14 protein-coding genes are annotated in these 19,728 nt (G+C 42.9%); 5 read left to right on the top strand and 9 right to left on the bottom strand.

Features of this window, described 5'->3' with window-relative positions; genetic code table 11:
* Positions 1-310: 310 nt before the first annotated feature.
* Positions 311-2,377 (bottom strand): serine/threonine-protein kinase, encoded by a 2,067-nt coding sequence (locus A3775_RS22060; RefSeq protein WP_066426805.1) that lies wholly within the window; start codon positions 2,375-2,377, stop codon positions 311-313.
* A gap of 407 nt (positions 2,378-2,784) precedes the next feature.
* Positions 2,785-4,074: a dihydrolipoamide acetyltransferase family protein gene (locus A3775_RS22055; protein ID WP_066383162.1), complete on the bottom strand. Its 1,290-nt coding sequence runs from the start codon at positions 4,072-4,074 to the stop codon at positions 2,785-2,787.
* Between the two features lie 605 nt (positions 4,075-4,679).
* Here A3775_RS22055 and A3775_RS22050 point away from each other — a divergent pair.
* Positions 4,680-5,171, top strand: a complete 492-nt coding sequence (locus tag A3775_RS22050; RefSeq protein ID WP_339373728.1) for a hypothetical protein — start codon at positions 4,680-4,682, stop codon at positions 5,169-5,171.
* On the opposite strand, the gene A3775_RS22045 is transcribed toward A3775_RS22050, so the two are convergent.
* The 3 genes from A3775_RS22045 to recQ form a co-directional block, all read right to left on the bottom strand.
* Positions 5,168-5,620 (bottom strand): YlqD family protein, encoded by a 453-nt coding sequence (locus tag A3775_RS22045; protein WP_066383158.1) that lies wholly within the window; start codon positions 5,618-5,620, stop codon positions 5,168-5,170. The genes A3775_RS22050 and A3775_RS22045 overlap by 4 nt on opposite strands.
* 40 nt (positions 5,621-5,660) lie before the next feature.
* Complete coding sequence (locus A3775_RS22040) at positions 5,661-7,637, bottom strand: long-chain fatty acid--CoA ligase (RefSeq protein WP_066426803.1); 1,977 nt, start codon at positions 7,635-7,637, stop codon at positions 5,661-5,663.
* A 1,090-nt stretch (positions 7,638-8,727) separates the two neighbouring features.
* A complete protein-coding gene (gene recQ / locus A3775_RS22035; RefSeq protein WP_066426800.1) occupies positions 8,728-10,887 on the bottom strand; it encodes a DNA helicase RecQ in 2,160 nt (719 codons plus the stop codon).
* 307 nt (positions 10,888-11,194) lie between these two features.
* Between recQ and A3775_RS22030 the strand changes: the two genes are divergently transcribed.
* Positions 11,195-11,425, top strand: a complete 231-nt coding sequence (locus A3775_RS22030; RefSeq protein ID WP_066383149.1) for a hypothetical protein — start codon at positions 11,195-11,197, stop codon at positions 11,423-11,425.
* 39 nt (positions 11,426-11,464) lie between these two features.
* On the opposite strand, the gene A3775_RS22025 is transcribed toward A3775_RS22030, so the two are convergent.
* The 4 genes from A3775_RS22025 to A3775_RS22010 all read right to left on the bottom strand — a co-directional run bounded on the left by A3775_RS22025 (position 11,465) and on the right by A3775_RS22010 (position 15,467).
* Entirely contained in the window at positions 11,465-11,830 is a 366-nt protein-coding gene (locus A3775_RS22025; protein ID WP_066426799.1) for a type II toxin-antitoxin system RelE/ParE family toxin, read from the bottom strand.
* Positions 11,820-12,059, bottom strand: a complete 240-nt coding sequence (locus A3775_RS22020; RefSeq protein ID WP_066383138.1) for a hypothetical protein — start codon at positions 12,057-12,059, stop codon at positions 11,820-11,822. The genes A3775_RS22025 and A3775_RS22020 overlap by 11 nt, the downstream gene beginning before the upstream one ends.
* Before the next feature lie 189 nt (positions 12,060-12,248).
* On the bottom strand, positions 12,249-14,945 hold the full coding sequence (locus A3775_RS22015) for an NACHT domain-containing NTPase (protein WP_066426794.1): 2,697 nt from the start codon (positions 14,943-14,945) through the stop codon (positions 12,249-12,251).
* A gap of 69 nt (positions 14,946-15,014) precedes the next feature.
* A complete protein-coding gene (locus tag A3775_RS22010) occupies positions 15,015-15,467 on the bottom strand; it encodes a hypothetical protein (protein WP_066426792.1) in 453 nt (150 codons plus the stop codon).
* A gap of 213 nt (positions 15,468-15,680) precedes the next feature.
* Here A3775_RS22010 and A3775_RS22005 point away from each other — a divergent pair, with 213 nt between their 5' ends.
* The 3 genes from A3775_RS22005 to A3775_RS21995 all read left to right on the top strand — a co-directional run.
* Positions 15,681-17,804 carry an acylase gene (locus A3775_RS22005; RefSeq protein WP_066383128.1) on the top strand — a complete coding sequence of 708 codons (2,124 nt, stop codon included), beginning with the start codon at positions 15,681-15,683 and terminating at the stop codon, positions 17,802-17,804.
* Positions 17,805-17,854: 50 nt separating this feature from the next.
* Entirely contained in the window at positions 17,855-18,139 is a 285-nt protein-coding gene (locus tag A3775_RS22000) for a DUF427 domain-containing protein (RefSeq protein WP_066383125.1), read from the top strand.
* A gap of 300 nt (positions 18,140-18,439) precedes the next feature.
* The coding region (locus A3775_RS21995; protein ID WP_082803825.1) for an APC family permease at positions 18,440-19,728 on the top strand (1,289 nt) is incomplete at its 3' end.

The following is a 19,728-nucleotide window of genomic DNA, read 5'->3' as shown; positions in this document are numbered from 1 at the left end:
CATGAACAACTTGTATGTAGTTGTTTCTCTTAAAATTGCTGCCAGCAAAGCGGCAGTTTAATCAATCTGCATGGGGTTAAATGCTGTCTGGATCAGATGTTGCTCATGGATAAACTGCAATTGTTTGAGTATTGAGTGCGATCGCCATCTCACCTAAACTCAAAATGTCATGATTGCAATTTGCGTAAAATTCTTTGACAGTATAATTTAGGATGTTTAATTTTTAGTTAACACAAGGTTGTACTGCATTTAAACATAGCCCTACTGAAATTTCCAGCATCAAACAACAGGGACACAACAGAGTTATGGTTCAATTACCAACACGCCAAATTCTAATCGTGTTATCTTCACCACCGCTAACTAGAGTTTGACCGTTGGGCGTAAAAGCAACGGATGTTACAGTGTTTTCATGACCTATCAGGGTACGCAGTTCTTCACCTGTCTCTAGGTTCCAAAGTTTGATAGTTTGGTCACGACTGGCACTAGCAAGAGTGTTACCATCGGGACTAAAGGCAATTGCTGTGACTGTTTCCGTACTACCTCGTAAGGTGCGTATTCTTGTACCTTGGGCAAAATTCCAGAGTTTGATGGTGCGATCGCGGCTAGCAGTAGCCAGAATGTTACCATCGGGACTAAAGGCAATTGCTGTTATGGTTTCGTCATTATCTGCGATGGTGCGAATTAAAGATTTAGTTTTTAAATCCCAAATTTTGATAGTTTTGTCAAAACTACCACTGGCGATAGTTGCACCATCACGGCTAATTGCAACTGTACGCACCCAGTATTGATGACCTGTGAGAGTACCGATGAGTCTACCACTTTCCAAATGCCAAACTTTAATAGTCTTGTCATCACTACCACTAACTAAAGTTTTACCATCAGGACTGATGGCTAAGGCATGAACTGCATCGCTATGTCCTCTAAGAGTCTTGATTTCTTGACGAGTTTTGAGATTCCAGAGTTTGATGGTTTTGTCATCGCTACCACTGACTAAAGTTGTACCATCAGCACTAATGGCAACTGCATTGACTTTGCGGGAATGTCCTTGGTTGGGGTAGCCTGGCGGTGGCAGGGTGGCGATTTCCTCACCTGTGGAGATGTGCCAAATTTTAATAGTGCGATCGTCCCCACTGCTAGCCATAGTCTCACCATCAGGGCTGACAGCCACAGAGACAACTGCATTCTCATGGCCGAGGAGGGTATTGGCTAAGGTGATATCTTTCAAAGTTATCCTCTGGGGCTGTGCCACAACTACCTCCCCAGGTGTTGAACTCTTGTGAGGCTGAATTAATCTGGCGGATAAACTACTGTAAATCCGGCGATATTGGTTATACCAAGATTCATTAAAACCAAATAATAAGATGAAAGCACACATTAACACCCCAGCCCGCATCAGCCAGTATATAATCGTCAAATGCGGTTTTTGATTGATTTGAGTTACAGGGATTTTTCCTGATGTCTGACCGGCAGCAGGTAATGCAAGTATTTGTTTAGGAGTGATATCTTTCAGGACTTGATCCGCCGATTGGTAGCGGGACTTTAAGTCTTTTTGCAATAACTTGTCCAGGACAAAATCCAACTCTGGATTTAAGGAACTACGCAGATATTGCCGCCAATTTGTCGCCCAACCATAACCATGTTCCATCCACAATTGAAAGGGGGAAATGCCAGTTAATAAGTGAAAACAAGTAGCCCCCAAGGCAAATAAATCACTAGCTGCATAAGCTTTACCATCTCGGATTTGTTCGAGAGGAGAGTAACCGTGTGAACCAATGGATGTGCCAAAATTCTGGACGTTGGCTGTTAATTGCTTAGAAGAACCAAAGTCAATCAGATTTAACCGTCCATCAATACGACAACGAATAATATTTTCTGGTTTGATATCACGATGAATTACACCGCGATCGTGAATGAATTTGAGAACAGGTAATATATCTAGCAAAATTGCTTGTATTTCCCCTGGTCTATAAGTCTTACGCTGCTGTAATTCTTTTAATAAGTTCTGCCCATTAATAAACTGTTGTACCAAATACAGGCAATTGTCTTGCTCAAAGTAAGCTAGCAAGGTGGGAATTTGCGGATGTTCTCCTAGTTCTTGTAATCGTTTGGCTTCTTCAGCAAACAATTCTACCGCTTTTTTTTGTGACCAAGTTCCTTGAAATTTTGGAGCTAATTGTTTAATGACACAACGTTCATTCAGTTTATCTTTATCTTCTGATAGATAGGTTCTACCAAATCCGCCTTCATCAGAAAGCACTCGGATGACACGGAAGCGATTTCTCAACAAGGGTACTAAGGTGGTGCCACAACTTTGACACACCTTTTTACCATTGGGATTAAGAGGATTTGGACAGTCTGGATTTAAGCAGCAGATCATGTTCTGATAAGCGTGGCTGCATGACAAATTATGTGAAATTCACCCCAACATTCCTAAATGAAGAATGGCTCTCATGTCTTTTTACGAGATAACATTGAGCTAGGAACTGGGGTTTAATGATGGTAAATGGTAAATCCTGGTTAATTTCCCTGACTTTGGGAGAATTGGGAGAGCCATCTGAGCAAAGGTAAAGAAGAAGGTAAAAGCACGTTCCTGAGTGGATTTCTCTCTACCTCACTCATGATCATACCGATTATATAGTATTCCGAATTGAAATGTCGTGTTAATGAGGAACTCTTAACGGGCAACAGGGAACAGTGTAGGTTTTGCAGGGGGATTTAAATCCCGCTTTCTTGCGAAAGCGGGATTATGTTAACTCAAACTACTTTTCACTGAAGCGGATGAAATTACAGGGTTAAGGATTGAACATCGGTTTCAATCAACTTAGCCAAGTCTTGTAAAAACGCCGCCGCATGAGCACCGTATATAATGCGATGGTCGCAAGTAATATTAACCTGCATTTGTTGACGCACACCAAACAAACCGTCTGGGGTGGCGACAACTTGGGGACGAGAGCCACCGATCGCTAAAATTGAACCTTGTCCGGGTGGTAGAATCGCATCAAATGTATCTACACCATACATCCCCAAGTTGGACAGGGTGAAAGTACCACTGCTATATTCATCAGGTTGCAGTTGTTTGGCTCTAGCGCGGTCTACAAGTGATTTCCAGGTGCGCGACAGGGAATAAATGTCTATTTGGTCAGCATTTTTTAATACGGGTGTGATTAAACCGCCATCATCCATTGCCACGGCTACAGCAATATTAATGTCGGCGTGGTAAACTACACCTTGATCAGAGTAGCTAGCATTTAACAGTGGATGTTTTTGTAATGTCACCGCTACGGCTTTCGCCAGTAACGCTGTCATTGTCACACCCTTGGATTTAATTTGTTTGTAAAGTTTGTCTAATCCATCGGTGGTAATTGTATAACCCACACGGAATTCTGGGACTGCTAGGCTAGCAACCATATTCCGAATTACGGCATTTTGCAGAGTATTGAATGGTGCGATTTGACCAGGAACAACTGCGGCGGGTGCGGGTGCGGGTGCGGGTGCGGGTGCGGGTGCGGGTGGTTTAACTGGGGTAATGCTGGGTGCGGGTGCGGGTGCAGCCGGGGTAGTGGTTTTACCTACAGATGCCTCCACATCTTCAGCGACAATTCTACCGTAGGGGCCACTACCTTTGAGAGTTGTTAAATCAACTTTCAGTTCTTTGGCTAACTTGCGCGCCCTGGGTGAAGCTATGAGTCTACCTTCCTTGTGGTTAGAGCCATTTTGAGATGCTACGGAAGGTGTTCCCACTGCGGCTGTAGCTGCAACTGGTTGCGGCGCAGAGGTAGGAGTAGCAGCACCACCGGAGTTCCCCATAGACTTGGCGGTTTCAATTTCGGCTTCGGTTTCTGCGACATAGGCGATCGCTGCTCCTACAGGCGCACTGTCACCGGCTTGAACTACGATATGTGCCAGATATCCCTCATAGAAGGATTCTACATCCATATCTGCCTTATCTGACTCGACAACCACCACTGTTTCGCCTTTTTCCACTTTATCCCCTGGCGATTTTACCCAGGAGACAATTTTACCTTCGGTCATGGTGGAACTAAGCGCGGGCATGAATATTTCGTGAATGCTCATATGATGGTGGTTCTAGAATCAACGGGTTTATGGAATTTATCAGCTTTTGCCAGATCGAATTGTATCTTGGCAAGAGAGTTTTATGGTTGAGATTTTCTATTTTAGGTTAAGGAATGGGGACTGGGGACTGGAAGGGACTGGGTACTGGGTACTGGGTACTGGGTACTGGGTACTGGGTACTGGGTACTGGAAGGGACTCTTGACTGGAAGGGACTCTTGACTGGGGACTGGAAGGGACTCTTGACTGGGGACTGGGAAAGATTTTCTCCCTCATCTCCCCCATCTCCCCCATCTCCCTCATCTCCACCATCTCCCGCATCGGAACATCCAGACAACTGTGGGGTCTATGTTTCCATAATGATGAGTTTTTCACAATTCCTAGGCAATTTTTATATAGATTTGTATCGCTCATCACTAAATTATCGGGAATGAGAAGCTTTCCCAAGGGAGATGATAGACAGTCATTAATAATTAAACTTCAGTTTAAAACCTAAAATCGATCATTGGTCTGTTGGAACTACCTATTTAGTTTTATGTCAGTAAAGCTGAAATTGTCTTTGATTGTAATACTGAGTCTTTTTACTACAATGAGTGTTGGTTTCTATATGGCTCAAAACCAGACACCATTATCAATTGTAGACAATACAGACACGCAGCCACAGGAATTGTCAACAGTACAACATTCTCAGGAAGTTTTGGAGCATCCAGAACGGGCTGAATATCAAACTATACCTTTAGAAAATATCAACTATCCCCTACAAGGTAGTAACCCGAAAACTCTGGCGATGAATGTTTTGGATGATTTGACAGCAACGAATGGCGATCGCCAGGTGGAGGTTATCTACCCTCAACAGAATCAAGCGTTAGTCACAGTGATCGAAAAGTCATCAGATGGCGATTCTTCTCAGGTGATTAAATATCGCGTGGAGATGTCTGTGTTTGGGCGATCGCTGTTAGTCAGTTCACCGCCAATCTGGCAAATTGTTTGGGTAGGTTCCCAAATTCGTACTCGAACTGGAAACCATACCCCTGAAGACAATTCAAAATTCAAAGTGCCAAATTCAAACTTGAGAATTACCTCAACCTCATTTGGTTAAATATCGCCACGAATTTCTTCGACAACTCCATCACGGAGAACGATTTCAACTTGCATTTTGCTAATTAAATTATCGCCCCGTTCAATACGGAAAAAGCCTTCCATTTGGAATTGATTCACTTCTTGATCTAACTCAAGTAGCTGTACTTGCTGGAGATTTTGCAGCATTTGGTTTTTCTGTTCTAGAAATTCGCTTTTCTTTTGGTTGACTTGCAGTTGGATGTTATCGATTTGTTGTACAGTCTGGGGGCCTGGTGGCTGGAGACTTTGTTTTTGAATCGCGGCGATCGCTCTTTGTCCTTCCATGTCCAACTGTTGCAATTGCTGATCCAGTTGGTTGATCTGTGCTTGCAATTGTTGTTGTACTTCTTCTTTCCACAGAGGGGTGACAATCACTTTCACGTTAACTACGCGCTTTAACAGCAATTGAGGATTGGAGACATCAGTCATAAAAATTCGCGTTCACTCTAGAGTTTGCAATGTGAAATCATCAGGAAAACATGGCGACAATCAAATCTTGGTAGCGTTCCATGACAACGTGTCGCCGGATTTTTAGCGTTTGTGTCATTAAACCATTTTCAATGGAAAATGGCTCTAAAATCAGTCTAAACGGCCCAATACGGTCATCTGGGCGATAACCTGGACGGTTCTGCACTTCCCGATTCAATTCTTGCCGGAATAAATCCTGGACTATTTTACTCTCCAGGGTAATTGTTTCGCTGGATGAAGCGGTTAAATTATCATCCTCTGTCACTAAAGTTAGATTTTGACTCTCTGCCCATTTTGCCAAAGCTTCCAGGTTGGGAACAATCAAAGCACCGATACAGCGTTGGTCTTGTCCCACTAGCATAATCTGATCGATGTAGGGCGATCGCAAACAAGCATCTTCGATGGGTTGCGGTTCGATATTTTCCCCATTGGTTAAGACAATCGTATCTTTTGCCCTGCCTGTCAGCACTAAGTCATTATATGGTGTAATCCAACCTAAGTCACCGCTATTAAACCAACCTTCAGCATCTATGACTTTAGCTGTGGCTTCGGGATTTTGGTAATAGCCTTGCATAACTTGCGGCCCTCGCAATAACACTAAGCCTCGTTGCCCTGCTGCTAACGGCTTGCGAGTCTCAGGATCTACGATTTTCACTTCTGTACCGGCAATTGGTTGTCCGGATGAACCGCGTAAATTATGCCAAGGACGACGGGCATTTGTCACGGGAGAGGTTTCTGTTAAGCCGTAACCTTGTAAAATGTCTACGCCTATCATCTCAAAAAAGTTATCTATGTGTCGGGGTAATGCACCACCACCGCTAATTACTTGTTTGATGCGTCCTCCTGTGGCTTGTCGCACTTTGCCATAAACTATCTTTTCTCCGAGGGCGTGCAGGGGAAATAAAGCCGTTGCTACTGCCCTGGCTGCTAAACGTTCCACAACTGAGGCATGAAGATGATCTAAACTTAAACCTTGAGCAATTCTCTTGTTTTTGATATATCTCTCACTCGCACCCAGTAAAAAGTAAATCAGCCGTTGTTTATTGGCTGGTTGTTCCCGGAATTGCTTCTGCACACCTTCATGGATCGATTCCCACAGTCGGGGAACTGCAATCATGTAATGGGGTTTGAAGTCTTTTAAATCTTTTTTAACAGAACGTAAATTAGTATAAACTTGTGTACAACCTTGCGACAGTAAGAAATACTCGCCACTGCGTTCGTAGCTGTGCCAAGTAGGAAGTATACTCAGGACTATATCCCCTGGTTGGGGTTGTACAATTGTCCCCAAGGTTTTGACTTGGTGCAGTAAGTTGCCGTGAGATAGCATCACTCCCTTGGGTTTCCCTGTGGTGCCGGAGGTGTAAATCAAGGTGGCGAGGTTGCTAGATTTGAGTTTGACTTTGACTAGGGTATGTTTCGCACCCAGTTCTAGTATTTGGTCATAGTTGAAGACTTTGATTGTTGTCTCGGTGGGTGGTATTTCATCGGAAAGTAAGATAATAAACTGAATTGGTAAGTCGTTGAGACGTGGCTGCAATCTTTGTAATGTTTTTAAATCCTCGACTACTAAGGCTGTACTACCACTATTAGCCACAATAAACAGCAGTTCTTCCCGTTCCGCTTGGGCGCTCCGCACCGCATTTACTCCCCCGGCGGTAATTATACCGTGATCCGCAATAAACCAACGTGGACTATTATCTGCTATCAGAGAGATGCGATCGCCTGGTTGCACCCCCAAAGCTTGTAAACCAGCCGCAAATTGCTGAATTTTTTCTGCTAGCTGCTTATAAGTAATTTTTATCTCTGGCTTGGTGTGGGGACTGTGCAGAGCCACAATATTACCAAATTTTTCCGCCGCCAACGGCCAAATTTCTGGCAGTGATTCTACTTGAGTATAATCCACTAAACGCTGTAGTGAAAGACTTTCTTGCCTGTTAATGTTGGCTAAAAAAGCAGACCCTGATTGCATGGCTACCATTATAAATCACCTCAAATTCAAAGTTAATTTTGTCTTTATTGATTCTGTTATTACGCTACAATACCGCTTCTTGATATCTACATCATTCATTGTGTAGTCAGTTTCGCAACCTTAACATTTGGATTGAGAGAAGTTTATGTTAAAGTTAATTTATATAAACCAAACTCAATGGTTTTTCCCTGGGAATTCAGAACACAGCAGTCAGAACTAATGATTGATCAGCGTTTGATATAGTTGGTCAAGTCATAAGTGAGATCATCTCCCGATTTTGCTCATCGGTCTGACTCGAAAATTTTGACTGCTAAATCCAATTTACAACTATCAATGGCAACCACCTAATTATTCTGAACTGGGGGTGAATACCTATAGGATTACTCGACGCTTGCTTGCTAACCCTAATGAATTTAGTTGTCTGTGTGGGATTACCCAAGCTATTATCGTTGATTTTGTCTTTGCGTAAAACCCAACAAAATTACAGATTATCCCCGGTTTTACAATGGCGAGAAGCAGGGAGGGGAATTACCAGTTTTCCCTACTGTACAGCTTACAAAATCACGGGTAGCGAATTTTGTAAATTCAGCCCTCATTTCTGTTCTAAATGTTCTCCGAATTAATCAACTATTGTAGGTGAGAATCTCTGCATCATTCATGACTCCATTGCCAAACCGCTATACCCGAATGCTGCCAGCATTTGGGTATAAAATCCAGCACATATTGTTGAGTTGAGAGGTTAGAGGCTGAAGTTGAGAAACTGGAGTTTACAAAAATATATATAGAACAGGCTTATGGATAACCAAAGAAAATTAAAATAATTGCTGTGATCCATAACACAGATTATAGTTCAAACTAATATAAGTAATAAATCCAAATTTTCAACAAGGGGAATGTCTATGAGTTTGATGGATGGTATCCTCTTAACACTGGTCAATACTGTTCTGTGTTTGGTATTGCCAAAGTTACTGTCTGTAATTCTCGCTGCAAAAACTCAAGATAACGTATCATCGTAGTCTGTTCTGAGTTTGTAGTGGGGACTTTAGTCCTCTCTTAACACAAACCAACTCAGCACTAATAGTGCTGACTACAACATAAATTAAGAATTCTTGCGTTGTCGCCGCCATTTTTCTCGCACTAGGCGAATTTCATTAAAAGTATAATTATCGCCTAGCTGTTCTTTAATTGGCGTTAAAGGAATATCACCCAACACTTCTAAAACTTGCCAGATTTTTTGTTGATGTTCCAGAGGAACTAATTGATTTAAATCTACAGGCTGATTTTTTTCGATGAGTTTTTCTAAATGTGTAGCAACGGTAGAGGGGCTGAGGTTGCGTTGCTGGGCGATTTGAGCAATATTTAAACCTTGTTGATGTAAATACAAAGTCTGTAATTCTGTGGCTGACACTAAGCTAGATGAAGATATCGCATTAGCAGGTTTATCTGTGGCTTTTTGTTCTTGAATATAGGCGCGAATTTCTGAGAGGAACTTTTCACCGTATTGGGTGAGTTTGTGACTACCTACGCCCGAAAGTTTCCCGAATTCGGTCATAGTTTTTGGTTGTACCTGTGCCATCAATTTTAATGTAGAATCATGAAAGATGACATAGGGTGCTACAGACTGTTCATCAGCTAATTGTTTACGCAGCGATCGCAGTCTATATAACAGTGCTTCTGCAACTTCGGCGTTGGGATTATCCGTTACTACACTCAGCTTCTGCGCCACAGAAACAGATAGCATCACTTGACGTTGACGGCGCATGACTTCCCAACTTAAGGCATTTAATTTTAGCACAGAATAACCATCTGTAGTTTGTTCTAGTAGACCTTGATGTAAGAGCGATCGCCCTAACATTCGCCATTCATCTACAGTTCTATCTTTACCAATCCCATAGGTAGAAAGTTTATCATGTTCGTATTGAATAATCTTCTCTTTTTTCGACCCACGCAACACATCAATAATATGTGACATCCCAAATCTTTGTTTACAACGTGCCACACAAGATAAAAACTTCATGGCTTCAATTGTCCAATCTTCTACAGGTTTGGGATAACGACAATTATCACAGTTACCGCAATTACCTGCAAACCGTTCACCAAAATAACCGAGTTGAATTGTCCGACGGCAATCAGTCCCCTCAGCATAGTCTATCATTTGTCGTAGTTGTTGCCGAGCAATTAATTGCTCTTGGGGGTCTGGTTTTTGTTCAATACTCCATTCTATAGTTTTAATATCACCAAAACTGAAAAATAATGTACAGCGTGATGGTTCGCCATCCCTACCCGCCCTACCTGATTCTTGATAGTAACTTTCTAAATTGCGGGGAATATCAAAATGCACAACTAACCGCACATCGGGTTTATTAATTCCCATGCCAAAGGCGATAGTTGCTACCATCACCCGCACATCATCCCGAATAAATCGCGTTTGATTTTTACTACGTTCAGCATCAGGTAATCCGGCATGATAAGGTAAGGCGGAAATCTTATCCTTTTGCAGTTTAAAAGTTAGTTCCTCAACTTTTTTGCGAGTTAAACAATAAATAATAGCTGAACCATCGGTATCACGAATTAAGGCTAATAATTCGGCGTAAGCTTGTTTACTTTTGGCGCGGACTTCGTAATATAAATTTTGACGATTAAAGCTAGCAATGTGAATGCTTGGTTGCTTTAACCCTAATTGTTGAATGATATCAGAACGAACCCGGTCTGTAGCTGTGGCTGTGAGGGCGAGGGTGGGAACATTGGGGTAACGCTTGCGGAGGGATTTTAACTGGCGATATTCTGGGCGGAAATCATGTCCCCATTCAGAAACACAATGCGCTTCATCAATTGCAAAGATGGAAATCCCGATTTTTTCGTTGACTAAATCTAGGAAAGGGAGAAACCTTTCACTCAGTAGACGTTCTGGGGCGACGTAGAGTAATTTTACTTTACCGTAGAGGATGGCTTCTTCACGCGATCGCACCTGATAAGGATTCAGACTACTATTGAGGAAGGTAGCCGAGATATTATTATTTCGCAGTGCTTCTACTTGGTCTTGCATCAATGCAATTAACGGTGATACTACCACAGTTAGTCCTGTTTTCACCAGTGCAGGTAACTGAAAGCACAGAGACTTACCGCCACCTGTGGGCATCACTACCAATAAATCCCGATTTTGTAGCGCATTTTCGATAATTTGCCGTTGTCCAGGGCGAAAGTTATCATAACCGAAGTGATATTTTAGCGCGTGTTCGAGATTGGGATACTGAAGCATAGCGATCGCTTGTTTGATGGCTTTCTGCGTTAGTAGTTATGAGGATAACAGGATTGTAACAATCTCTCGCTAGGAAAGCGGGAATTTTTTTCTCTGGCTGGGCGTTGGTGATGGGATTAGGGAATGTTCACGCAGAGACGCAGAGGAGGACACTTGCGTGGGCGGCTTTGCCGACTTGAGCAAAGTGTCCGTCGCGCAGAGAGGATAAAGAGTATTTGTAGTGTTTGTAGGTTGGGTTAAGTGCAGCGCAACCCAACTAATGAAGAGGGAGCTATACTAAGAGGATTAGAGGTTTGACTATACCAGAATGAGTACAAATACACATTCTTTTAACGCTCAGGTCAAAAATGGGAAAATTGAAATTCCGGTTGAGTATCAAGACGAGATACGCAACGCCGAGATGGTGCAAATCGTGATTTTGAAACCCTCGCCGAACAAGAAACGCTTTTCGCCAACGGGGATTATCGCCCATTTAACAGCAAATCCCATCCAGATTAAATATTTTCAACCACTCACCAGAGAAGAAGCAATAATCTAAATTTTTACACAATTAGAACTAATGAAGAATTACGCCTGCCTATTCTCCTTGATATTGCTGTTCAAAATCAGCTAATATTTGTTGAATTTCTGCTACTGAGATGTCTTCCTGCTCGGATTTTGAGTAGATAGTGACTAAAATAATATTTCTCACTGTCTTGACATAATAAATTACTCGATATCCACCACTTTTACCCTTTTGAATATCACTATTTTTGACTCGTAGCTTAAAAATTGTATATCCAACTCCAGGTATTTGGTCTCCGGGTAATTCTCCTAATTGCAGTTGCTCAATAATCGGTTGAACATCATTACGAATATTCCGATACTTCTTGGCTAAAATACGCAGATTGCGTTGGAATTTAGCAGTGGCTACGACTATAATCAAAGGTGGTTCACTCTGCATCAATCCCTTCCCACAACTGAGAGATAGGTACTGTATTTCCATTCATCGCATCGTACCAACCTTGACGAAAACTTTCGCTTGCAGACTCAATCAGTTCCTCATCCTCTTGATTTTCTTCCGCGATAATCACAATGACTCGGACACGGCTGTGTTTTGCTATAGTCAACGGTTCGTCTAAGGCAAGTTGACCAAATTCATTCACTGTTCCCTTGACTTCAATTGCTTTCATTGGTGTGAATCTGAGTTTGCTGTTAATAGTATAGAACTTGTAATCATCAGGTTTACGAGTTATTTAGGGCGTGTTTTCAAAGTCTAATGAATATAAATACACATTTACAATTAAATTAATGATGGAATAAAGGCGAAAAAGACTTATGTTCGTAACTGCATATTATGATTAATTTGTACAGCGTGTAAGTTATAAAATATCTCGCACCCAGCTAGATAACCTCGCTAGGTTGATCTTTGCACGAGTGATCAAGTTCAACTCATGCCAAACTTGATAAAACTTGGGGTAAGGCATATTCTGGGAAGATTTCCAGATAATCTGATATTCGTAATCACTCAATAGCCAAGAACCTCTTAAAACTTTGACTACCTCATAGGGAGAGGCGATTTTCCCTAAGCTTGATGCTGCCAGCCTACGGGTGAAGTCATCCAGATTTGGTGAATGCAGCAGTTGCACTAAGGCGGCGATCGCATCTTGATTTCCTGGGTCGATTTCCCCTAAGCTTGATGCTGCTTGCCTACGGGTGTAGTCATCCAGATTTGGTGAATGTAGCAGTTGCACCAAGGCGGCGATCGCATCTTGATTTCCTGTGCCGATATTCCCTAAGCTATCTGCTGCCTGCCAACGGGTGAAGTCATCCAGATTTGGTGATTGCAGCAGTTGCACCAAGGCGGCGATCGCATCTTGATTTCCTGGGTCGATTTCCCCTAAGCTTTCTGCTGCCTGCCAACGGGTGAAGTCATCCAGATTTGGTGATTGCAGCAGTTGCACCAAGGCGGCGATCGCATCTTGATTTCCTGGGTCGATTTTCCCTAAGCTTGATGCTGCCAGCCTACGGGTGAAGTCATCCAGATTTGGTGATTGCAGCAGTTGCACTAAGGCGGCGATCGCATCTTGATTTCCTGGGTCGATTTCCCCTAAGCTTGATGCTGCTTGCCTACGGGTGTAGTTATCCAGATTTGGTGATTGCAGCAGTTGCACTAAGGCGGCGATCGCATCTTGATTTCCTGTGCCGATTTCCCCTAAGCTTTGTGCTGCCTGCAAACGGGTGTAGTCATCCAGATTTGGTGAACGCAGCAGTTGCACCAAGGCGGCGATCGCATCTTGATTTCCTGGGTCGATTTTCCCTAAGCTGTCTGCTGCCTGCAAACGGGTGTAGTCAGACACTTTTTGTGAATGCAGCAGTTGCACTAAGGCGGCGATCGCATCTTGATTTCCTGAGTCGATTTTCCCTAAGCTGTCTGCTGCCTGCAAACGGGTGTAGTCAGACACTTTTTGTGAATGCAGCAGTTGCACCAAAGCAGCGATCGCTTTTCTGCGGTAGGTTTGTTCTAGTGCTGTTCTGGCTTCATTCTTAATGACATCTTTGAAATTACCAAATATCCAAGTAACTATTTTCTCTACTATCTCATCTGCTTGAGAACAATCTTTAAACTCAGCAATTCCCGCCGCCGCTAAAAAGTAGGCTTGATACTCATAAAAACCTTTGTCTACATCTTCCCTATTCCACTGACCACATCCATCTTTAAAGTTCACCAAAGCATTAATAAAATCTTGCTGCTGCTGTCTGAGGTTTTCTTGTCTCCGTCCTAACCACAGCAAAATCACCTCTTTCCATTGTGGTTCAAAAATGCGGTAAATTCCTTGTCTGGGATTGTGAGGAACATGATTAATAAACTCATGCCAGTCATAAACATTTAAAGCTGCGAAATATTCTTGAAAGTTAGGATGAAAGAAAGCATAAACTTCTTCATCAGTTTCAGCTACTCTGTCTACTAAATTTAACCAACCAACATCACCAGCTAATTTAAATAATCTCTCTCCCATTTCTTGACGTGCTAAACTCCGCCGCAAGCGAAATCTTACACTACTGTTAATACCTGCAAATGCTAATTTACTTAAAGCTTGGTGTAATTCAGCCTTTAAATCATCAGAGTTAGACAATTCAGGAAATAAATCTGACTTCCATTCATAGAAATAAAAGGTAAATCTCTGATAAAGTGCTGCTTTAGTTTCTGGTAACTCTCCCTGTTTATCCAAATAGAATGTCTGACACAACAGCGACAAGCGCAGAGGATTTGTCACCAATTTACGAATATTTTCATGTTGAGTTGCTTTTAATTTATCCTGTAGTATCTTCCCTTTTGGTAAATTGCCAGCACACTCAAACCACTGTTGAATAAATTCATCAATTTGTTCTGGTTGAAACTCTTGGGTTTTATAAGTATCAAATCCTGTGAGTGTATTATTAACCTTGGCATCCCAAACATTTAAGCGACAAGTTAACACCACCCGCGCCTGTCTCAGAGATGCTGTCAGTTCTCGATTAATTTTGGCTAAGGCTTCCACAGGTGAATTTTCACCCATTTCATCCACGCCGTCTAACAGTAGCCAAACTCCCCCTTTACCAAAACACTCGATTAATTGACGTTCAATTTCTGGCGTGACGACAACATCAGATTTAACTAATCTCATCGCATCAGTCAGCCATTGCTTGAGTAAATATTCCTCAATTGTTCTTCCCTGTAAGTTGGCGAGAGAAATACAGATGGGTAAATCTTGAGTGTTGTTGTGAATAAAGGAAGCAATGGTACTCAATAAAGTTGTCTTACCTGCTCCCGGTTCACCGATGATAGCAATATGTTGATTATTGGCGGTTGGCTGTTGTGCAATTACTTCTCTCAGAAATGCGTCATGTTCATAGGTTTTGACTATGACTTCTTGAGTTAATTCATAGACATTTTCTCTGTCTTGATATTCATCTAGTTGTCGGCGTTGCTGCTGTTTGCGTTCCACCAACCCCAAGGGAACATAAACGTTAACTTCAAAACCTTGTTCTGTAGCTGTGCGTCTAAGTCTTGCAGCTTTCTGCTGACTTTCCAGCATGGCGGTGCAAATCTTACGCCAGTCAATGGGAGTTAACTTTACCCGCTTCTCCCCGTCGGGCGGCTGTAGTCAGTTGTAAGTATTATTCTGTTCCTTAATTGTAATTTGTTGGGCAACCATTGCACCTTTCTCTGCTTTAATTGTTTCTGCTAACTTGGCAAAGTTGTTAACAACTGATGGCTGAGACTCGATTTCTGCTGCTTTCTGTTTAATCTCCTTAGCAGTCTCAGACTGGTCATTGTTAACTGCTGCTTCCACATCTACAACAGCTTGAGCAATTTCTGGGTCTTGTGCGGCTTCCGTGAGTTCTAGCACTGCTTGACCAAAATCTAAACGCTGCGGCTCATTTTCCTCAACCGCACTGGTGAGTAATGGCGATTTACCCTTCTGGCGTAGCTGGTTTATTAACTCACATACCGCATCGCCAAGATTTTCGCCACTTTTCTCTATAGCTTTGGTGGCAAGTGTAGTCATGATAGAAGCGATCGCAGTAGCAACAGCCGTCAGTGTTACAGTCTCCATAAATTCACTAAAAAGCTTATTATATGTAGAATTTACTTAAAGTTTCACACATCAGCAGTTCAATGTCTAGAAATTTCACACTCTCCGCCCTATAAGGTCTGTCTAAGCTTATTGATAGTCTTTATCGTTATGTTGGTTTAATAAAGCCTCAAATAAACTTGACAGATGTTCTATTATATCTTAGTGTTTATTGCAAATAAATCTCATTAGAAAATGTTGTTTACGGCTAACACTCAGCTTGATAGTCCTTTGGGCTGGCAGAAACACTTAAAAAAGTTGTTACCTTTTTTACTCAGCCTTATATTTACATTGGTAGTGAGTAGCCAAAGTATTAGCTATGCACCCAAAGATACAGAAATTCTTTGGGATACCTACGGCATACCGCATATTTACGGTAATAACACCCAAGGAGCTTTTCACGCCTTTGGTTGGGCGCAAATGCAAAGTCATGGTAACTTGCTGTTGCGCCTCTACGGACAAGCACGGGGAAGAGCTGCGGAATATTGGGGCGAGAAATATCTAGATTCCGACAAATGGGTATTGACAATGGGTGTACCCAACAGAGGAAGTGCTTGGTATAAAGCACAAAGTTCTAAGTTTCGCAGTTACATAGATGCCTTTGCCGATGGAATTAATGCCTATGCCACAAAACATCCCGATTTAATTGATGATGAAGTCAAGGCAGTGTTACCTGTGAAGCCAGAGGATGTATTCAGCCACCTGCAACGAGTGTTGCTGTTTACTTTTGTGGTCAATCCGGGTTATGTAGCAGATATTACTAAGCCTCAGTTGCCAGCCGGTTCTAATGGTTGGGCGATCGCACCAAAAAAGTCTGCTAGTGGCAAGGCGATGCTATTGGCTAATCCGCACTTGCCTTGGAAAGATTTATTTTTGTGGTACGAAGCCCAAATTACCGCCCCAGGAATTGATGCTTATGGGGCCACATTGGTAGGTATTCCCGTGTTAGCGATCGCCTTCAACGATAACTTAGGTTGGACTCATACCGTCAACACTCACGACGGTTGGGATGCCTACGAACTCAAATTACAACAAAACGGCTATCTTTTTGATGGCAAAGTTCGCCCCTTTGAAACAGCTAACTTTTCCTTAAAAATCAAGCAAAAAAATGGCTCATTGCGCGAGCAAATATTCTCAGTTAAAACTTCAATTCACGGCCCTATAGTCAGCAACAAACAAGGTAAAGCCGTAGCGTTGCGTGTGGTTGGTTTAGATCGCCCTGGTGTTTTAGAACAGTGGTGGAATATGGCAACCTCCAAAAATCTCACCCAATTTCAGCAAGCATTGCAACGCTTACAACTCCCCATGTTTACCGTCATGTATGCAGACCGTGATGGTCATATTATGCACCTATTCAACGGTCTAGTACCTGTGCGTCAAAAAGGAGACTTTACCTATTGGCAAAACATGATTCCTGGTGATACATCTCAAACTTTGTGGACTAAAATCCACCCATATCAAGATTTGCCGAGAGTAATTGATCCCCCCAGTGGTTGGTTACAAAATGCCAATGATCCACCTTGGACTACTACTTATCCCACCGCCATCAAAGCCGAAAACTATCCTTCCTATATGGCACCAAAGTGGCCGATGGATTTCCGGGCGCAACATTCCGCCAAAATGTTAGCAGAGGATGAAAGTATTTCCTTTGAGGAAATGATTGCTTACAAACATTCTACCCAGATGGAACTGGCAGAGCGAATTTTAGATGATTTAATTCCTGCCGCACAACAACAAGGAGATGAATTAACACGTCGCGCCGCCGAGGTTTTAGCAGCGTGGAATCGGAAAGCCGATGCCAATAGCCGAGGTGCTGTCTTGTTTAACTCCTGGGTGGACAATATAGATTTAGATCAGGTGTTTAGCACTCCTTGGGATGAAAAACACCCACACACAACACCCGATGGTTTGGCTAATCCTGAAAGTGCAGTCAAAGCACTAGCAGAGGTAGCAGCAAAACTAGAAAAAACCTATGGCAGCCTAGATGTAGCTTGGGGTGATGTCTTCCGATTACGGTATGGCAATTTAGATTTACCCGCTAATGGTGGTGATGGAGATAAAGGTATTTTCCGTGTAGTGAATTTTGCCCCAGTCGGTGATGGGAAGTTTCAAGCAGTCGCGGGTGACTCTTACGTTGCGGCTGTGGAGTTTTCCCAACCAATAAAAGCAATGGCTATCACCAGTTATGGGAATGCTACTCAACCTCATTCACCTCATGTTGGCGATCAACTGCAATTTTTTATTCGTCAACAATTGCGTCCGGTTTGGCGAACTCGACAGGAAATCACCGCCCACTTGGAAGAACACACCGTGTTTTAAAAGGTGAAGGTGTCAAAATATAAATGTAAACTTTATTAACAAACGCACTGATGGCAAAAGCAATCTGGAATGGGGCTGTTTTAGCTGAAAGCGACAAAACCGTTGTCGTAGAAGGAAACCATTATTTCCCCCCTGACGCAATTAACAAGCAGTATTTCCAAGACAGTGATACTCACACAACTTGTCCCTGGAAAGGTGTGGCGAGTTACTACAGCATCGCCGTTGATGGACAAGTTAACAAAGATGCAGCTTGGTACTATCCCACCACCAAGGACAAAGCTAAGAATATCGAGGGTTATGTCGCTTTTTGGCGTGGTGTCAAAGTCGAGGCTTAGTCCTGACTGACAGCGACATCAAGCTTACGTCATATCTTGCACCTTTCTCAATCAGCGTCCGGTGGGCATTGCTAATTACGTAAAACTAAGGCTTTCAGCAAGTTGCAAGCAATGCCCACCCTACAAAAATTATCATCAAGGAACAGGTGCAAGATGTGTTTTACCTACAAATGTAGAGATGTTGTATGCAACGTCTCTACATTTTTCCCTTTTTCTTCTCTAGATTTCGTTCAAAACTGTTATGGTATCCTCTCCAATAAATGCTACATCTTCATCAGCTAAACGAGGGAGATAAATTAGATGTCCGTCAGCAATTCACCACCCCAACTGAAACGAGAGTTAGGGGTGTTTGGTGCGACAATCATGGGGTTGGGTTCGATTGTCGGTACGGGTGTATTTGTCAGTATTGGTATTGCGGCTGGTATCGCCGGATCAGCCGTCATTTTGGCAATAGCTATTGGGGCAATTGTCGCTACCTGTAACGGACTCAATAGCGCACAACTGGCTGCTAATCATCCCGTCAGTGGTGGTACTTATGAATATGGTTATAAATATCTCACTCCGGCTTTTGGTTTTACCGCAGGTTGGATGTTTTTAGTGGCTAAGTCGGCTTCGGCGGCGACGGCGGCGTTAGGGTTTGCTGGTTATTTGCTGAATCTGTTGGGTGTCAGTTCTACTTGGGTGATTCCTCTGGCTGTGTTGGCTGTATTAATTATGACGTTAGTTGTTTTGAGTGGAATTAAACGCTCGAATCTGACTAATATCGTGATTGTGTCGGTTACGCTGCTGTCTTTGGGCTTTTTTACGCTGATTTGTCTGCCCCGTGCGGTGGGTGAAGGGGTAAATAATTTAACGCCTTTTTTCAGTAATTCTTGGGGGGATGTGCTTCATGCTAGTGCGTTGATGTTTGTAGCTTACACTGGCTATGGGCGGATTGCAACTATGGGGGAAGAAGCACGTTTTCCGCGAGAAACTATTCCCAGGGCGATGATTGTCTGCTTGCTGCTGACGATGTTACTCTATATGACGGTGGCAACTGTAGGGATTAGTGCTGTAGGTGTGGAGACTTTAGCTAATGCTACCGGACAAGTAAAAGCTGCACCTTTGGAAGTTGTCGCCCGGAGTGTAGGCGGTGCGGGTGCGGCTGTGGTTTTGGCGATTGGTGCGATCGCAGCGATGTTAGGTGTATTATTAAATTTAATCTTGGGCTTATCTCGTGTATTGCTGGCTATGGGTAGACGTGCAGATGCTCCGAGATTTTTAGCACGACTGAATCAAGCCCAAACTGCACCTTATTGGGCGGTGATAGTTGTCGGAATAGCGATCGCCTTTCTGGTATTATTAGGCAACGTCAAAACAACCTGGTCATTTAGTGCCTTTAGCGTCTTAATCTACTACGCCATCACCAACTATGCCGCCTTAAAAATTCCCGCCTCCGAAAGACTATACCCGACATGGATAGGTTGGATAGGATTGTTATCTTGTTTATTTTTAGCGTTTTGGGTAGAGTCTGCTATCTGGCAAATTGGTTTAGGGTTAATTGTAGCTGGGTTAATCTGGCATTACATCAGGCGATCGCTTTTCCAGTA

The sequence above is a fragment of the Anabaena sp. 4-3 genome, assembly GCF_001597745.1.
Lineage (GTDB): Bacteria > Cyanobacteriota > Cyanobacteriia > Cyanobacteriales > Nostocaceae > Trichormus.
The sequence above is the reverse complement of the archived record's forward strand: the minus strand, read 5'-3'. Positions and strand labels throughout refer to the sequence as shown.

Coding starts and splice junctions, on each gene's coding strand:
- A3775_RS22060 (WP_066426805.1), bottom strand. CDS start 2,377: ATGATCTGCTGCTTAAATCCAGACTGTCCAAATCCTCTTAATCCCAAT.
- A3775_RS22020 (WP_066383138.1), bottom strand. CDS start 12,059: ATGAAAGCAATTGAAGTCAAGGGAACAGTGAATGAATTTGGTCAACTT.
- A3775_RS22000 (WP_066383125.1), top strand. CDS start 17,855: ATGGCAAAAGCAATCTGGAATGGGGCTGTTTTAGCTGAAAGCGACAAA.
- A3775_RS22030 (WP_066383149.1), top strand. CDS start 11,195: ATGAGTACAAATACACATTCTTTTAACGCTCAGGTCAAAAATGGGAAA.
- A3775_RS22045 (WP_066383158.1), bottom strand. CDS start 5,620: ATGACTGATGTCTCCAATCCTCAATTGCTGTTAAAGCGCGTAGTTAAC.
- A3775_RS22025 (WP_066426799.1), bottom strand. CDS start 11,830: ATGCAGAGTGAACCACCTTTGATTATAGTCGTAGCCACTGCTAAATTC.
- recQ (WP_066426800.1), bottom strand. CDS start 10,887: ATGCTTCAGTATCCCAATCTCGAACACGCGCTAAAATATCACTTCGGT.
- A3775_RS22050 (WP_339373728.1), top strand. CDS start 4,680: ATGGCTCAAAACCAGACACCATTATCAATTGTAGACAATACAGACACG.
- A3775_RS22015 (WP_066426794.1), bottom strand. CDS start 14,945: ATGCTGGAAAGTCAGCAGAAAGCTGCAAGACTTAGACGCACAGCTACA.
- A3775_RS22040 (WP_066426803.1), bottom strand. CDS start 7,637: ATGGTAGCCATGCAATCAGGGTCTGCTTTTTTAGCCAACATTAACAGG.
- A3775_RS22005 (WP_066383128.1), top strand. CDS start 15,681: ATGTTGTTTACGGCTAACACTCAGCTTGATAGTCCTTTGGGCTGGCAG.
- A3775_RS22010 (WP_066426792.1), bottom strand. CDS start 15,467: ATGGAGACTGTAACACTGACGGCTGTTGCTACTGCGATCGCTTCTATC.
- A3775_RS22055 (WP_066383162.1), bottom strand. CDS start 4,074: ATGAGCATTCACGAAATATTCATGCCCGCGCTTAGTTCCACCATGACC.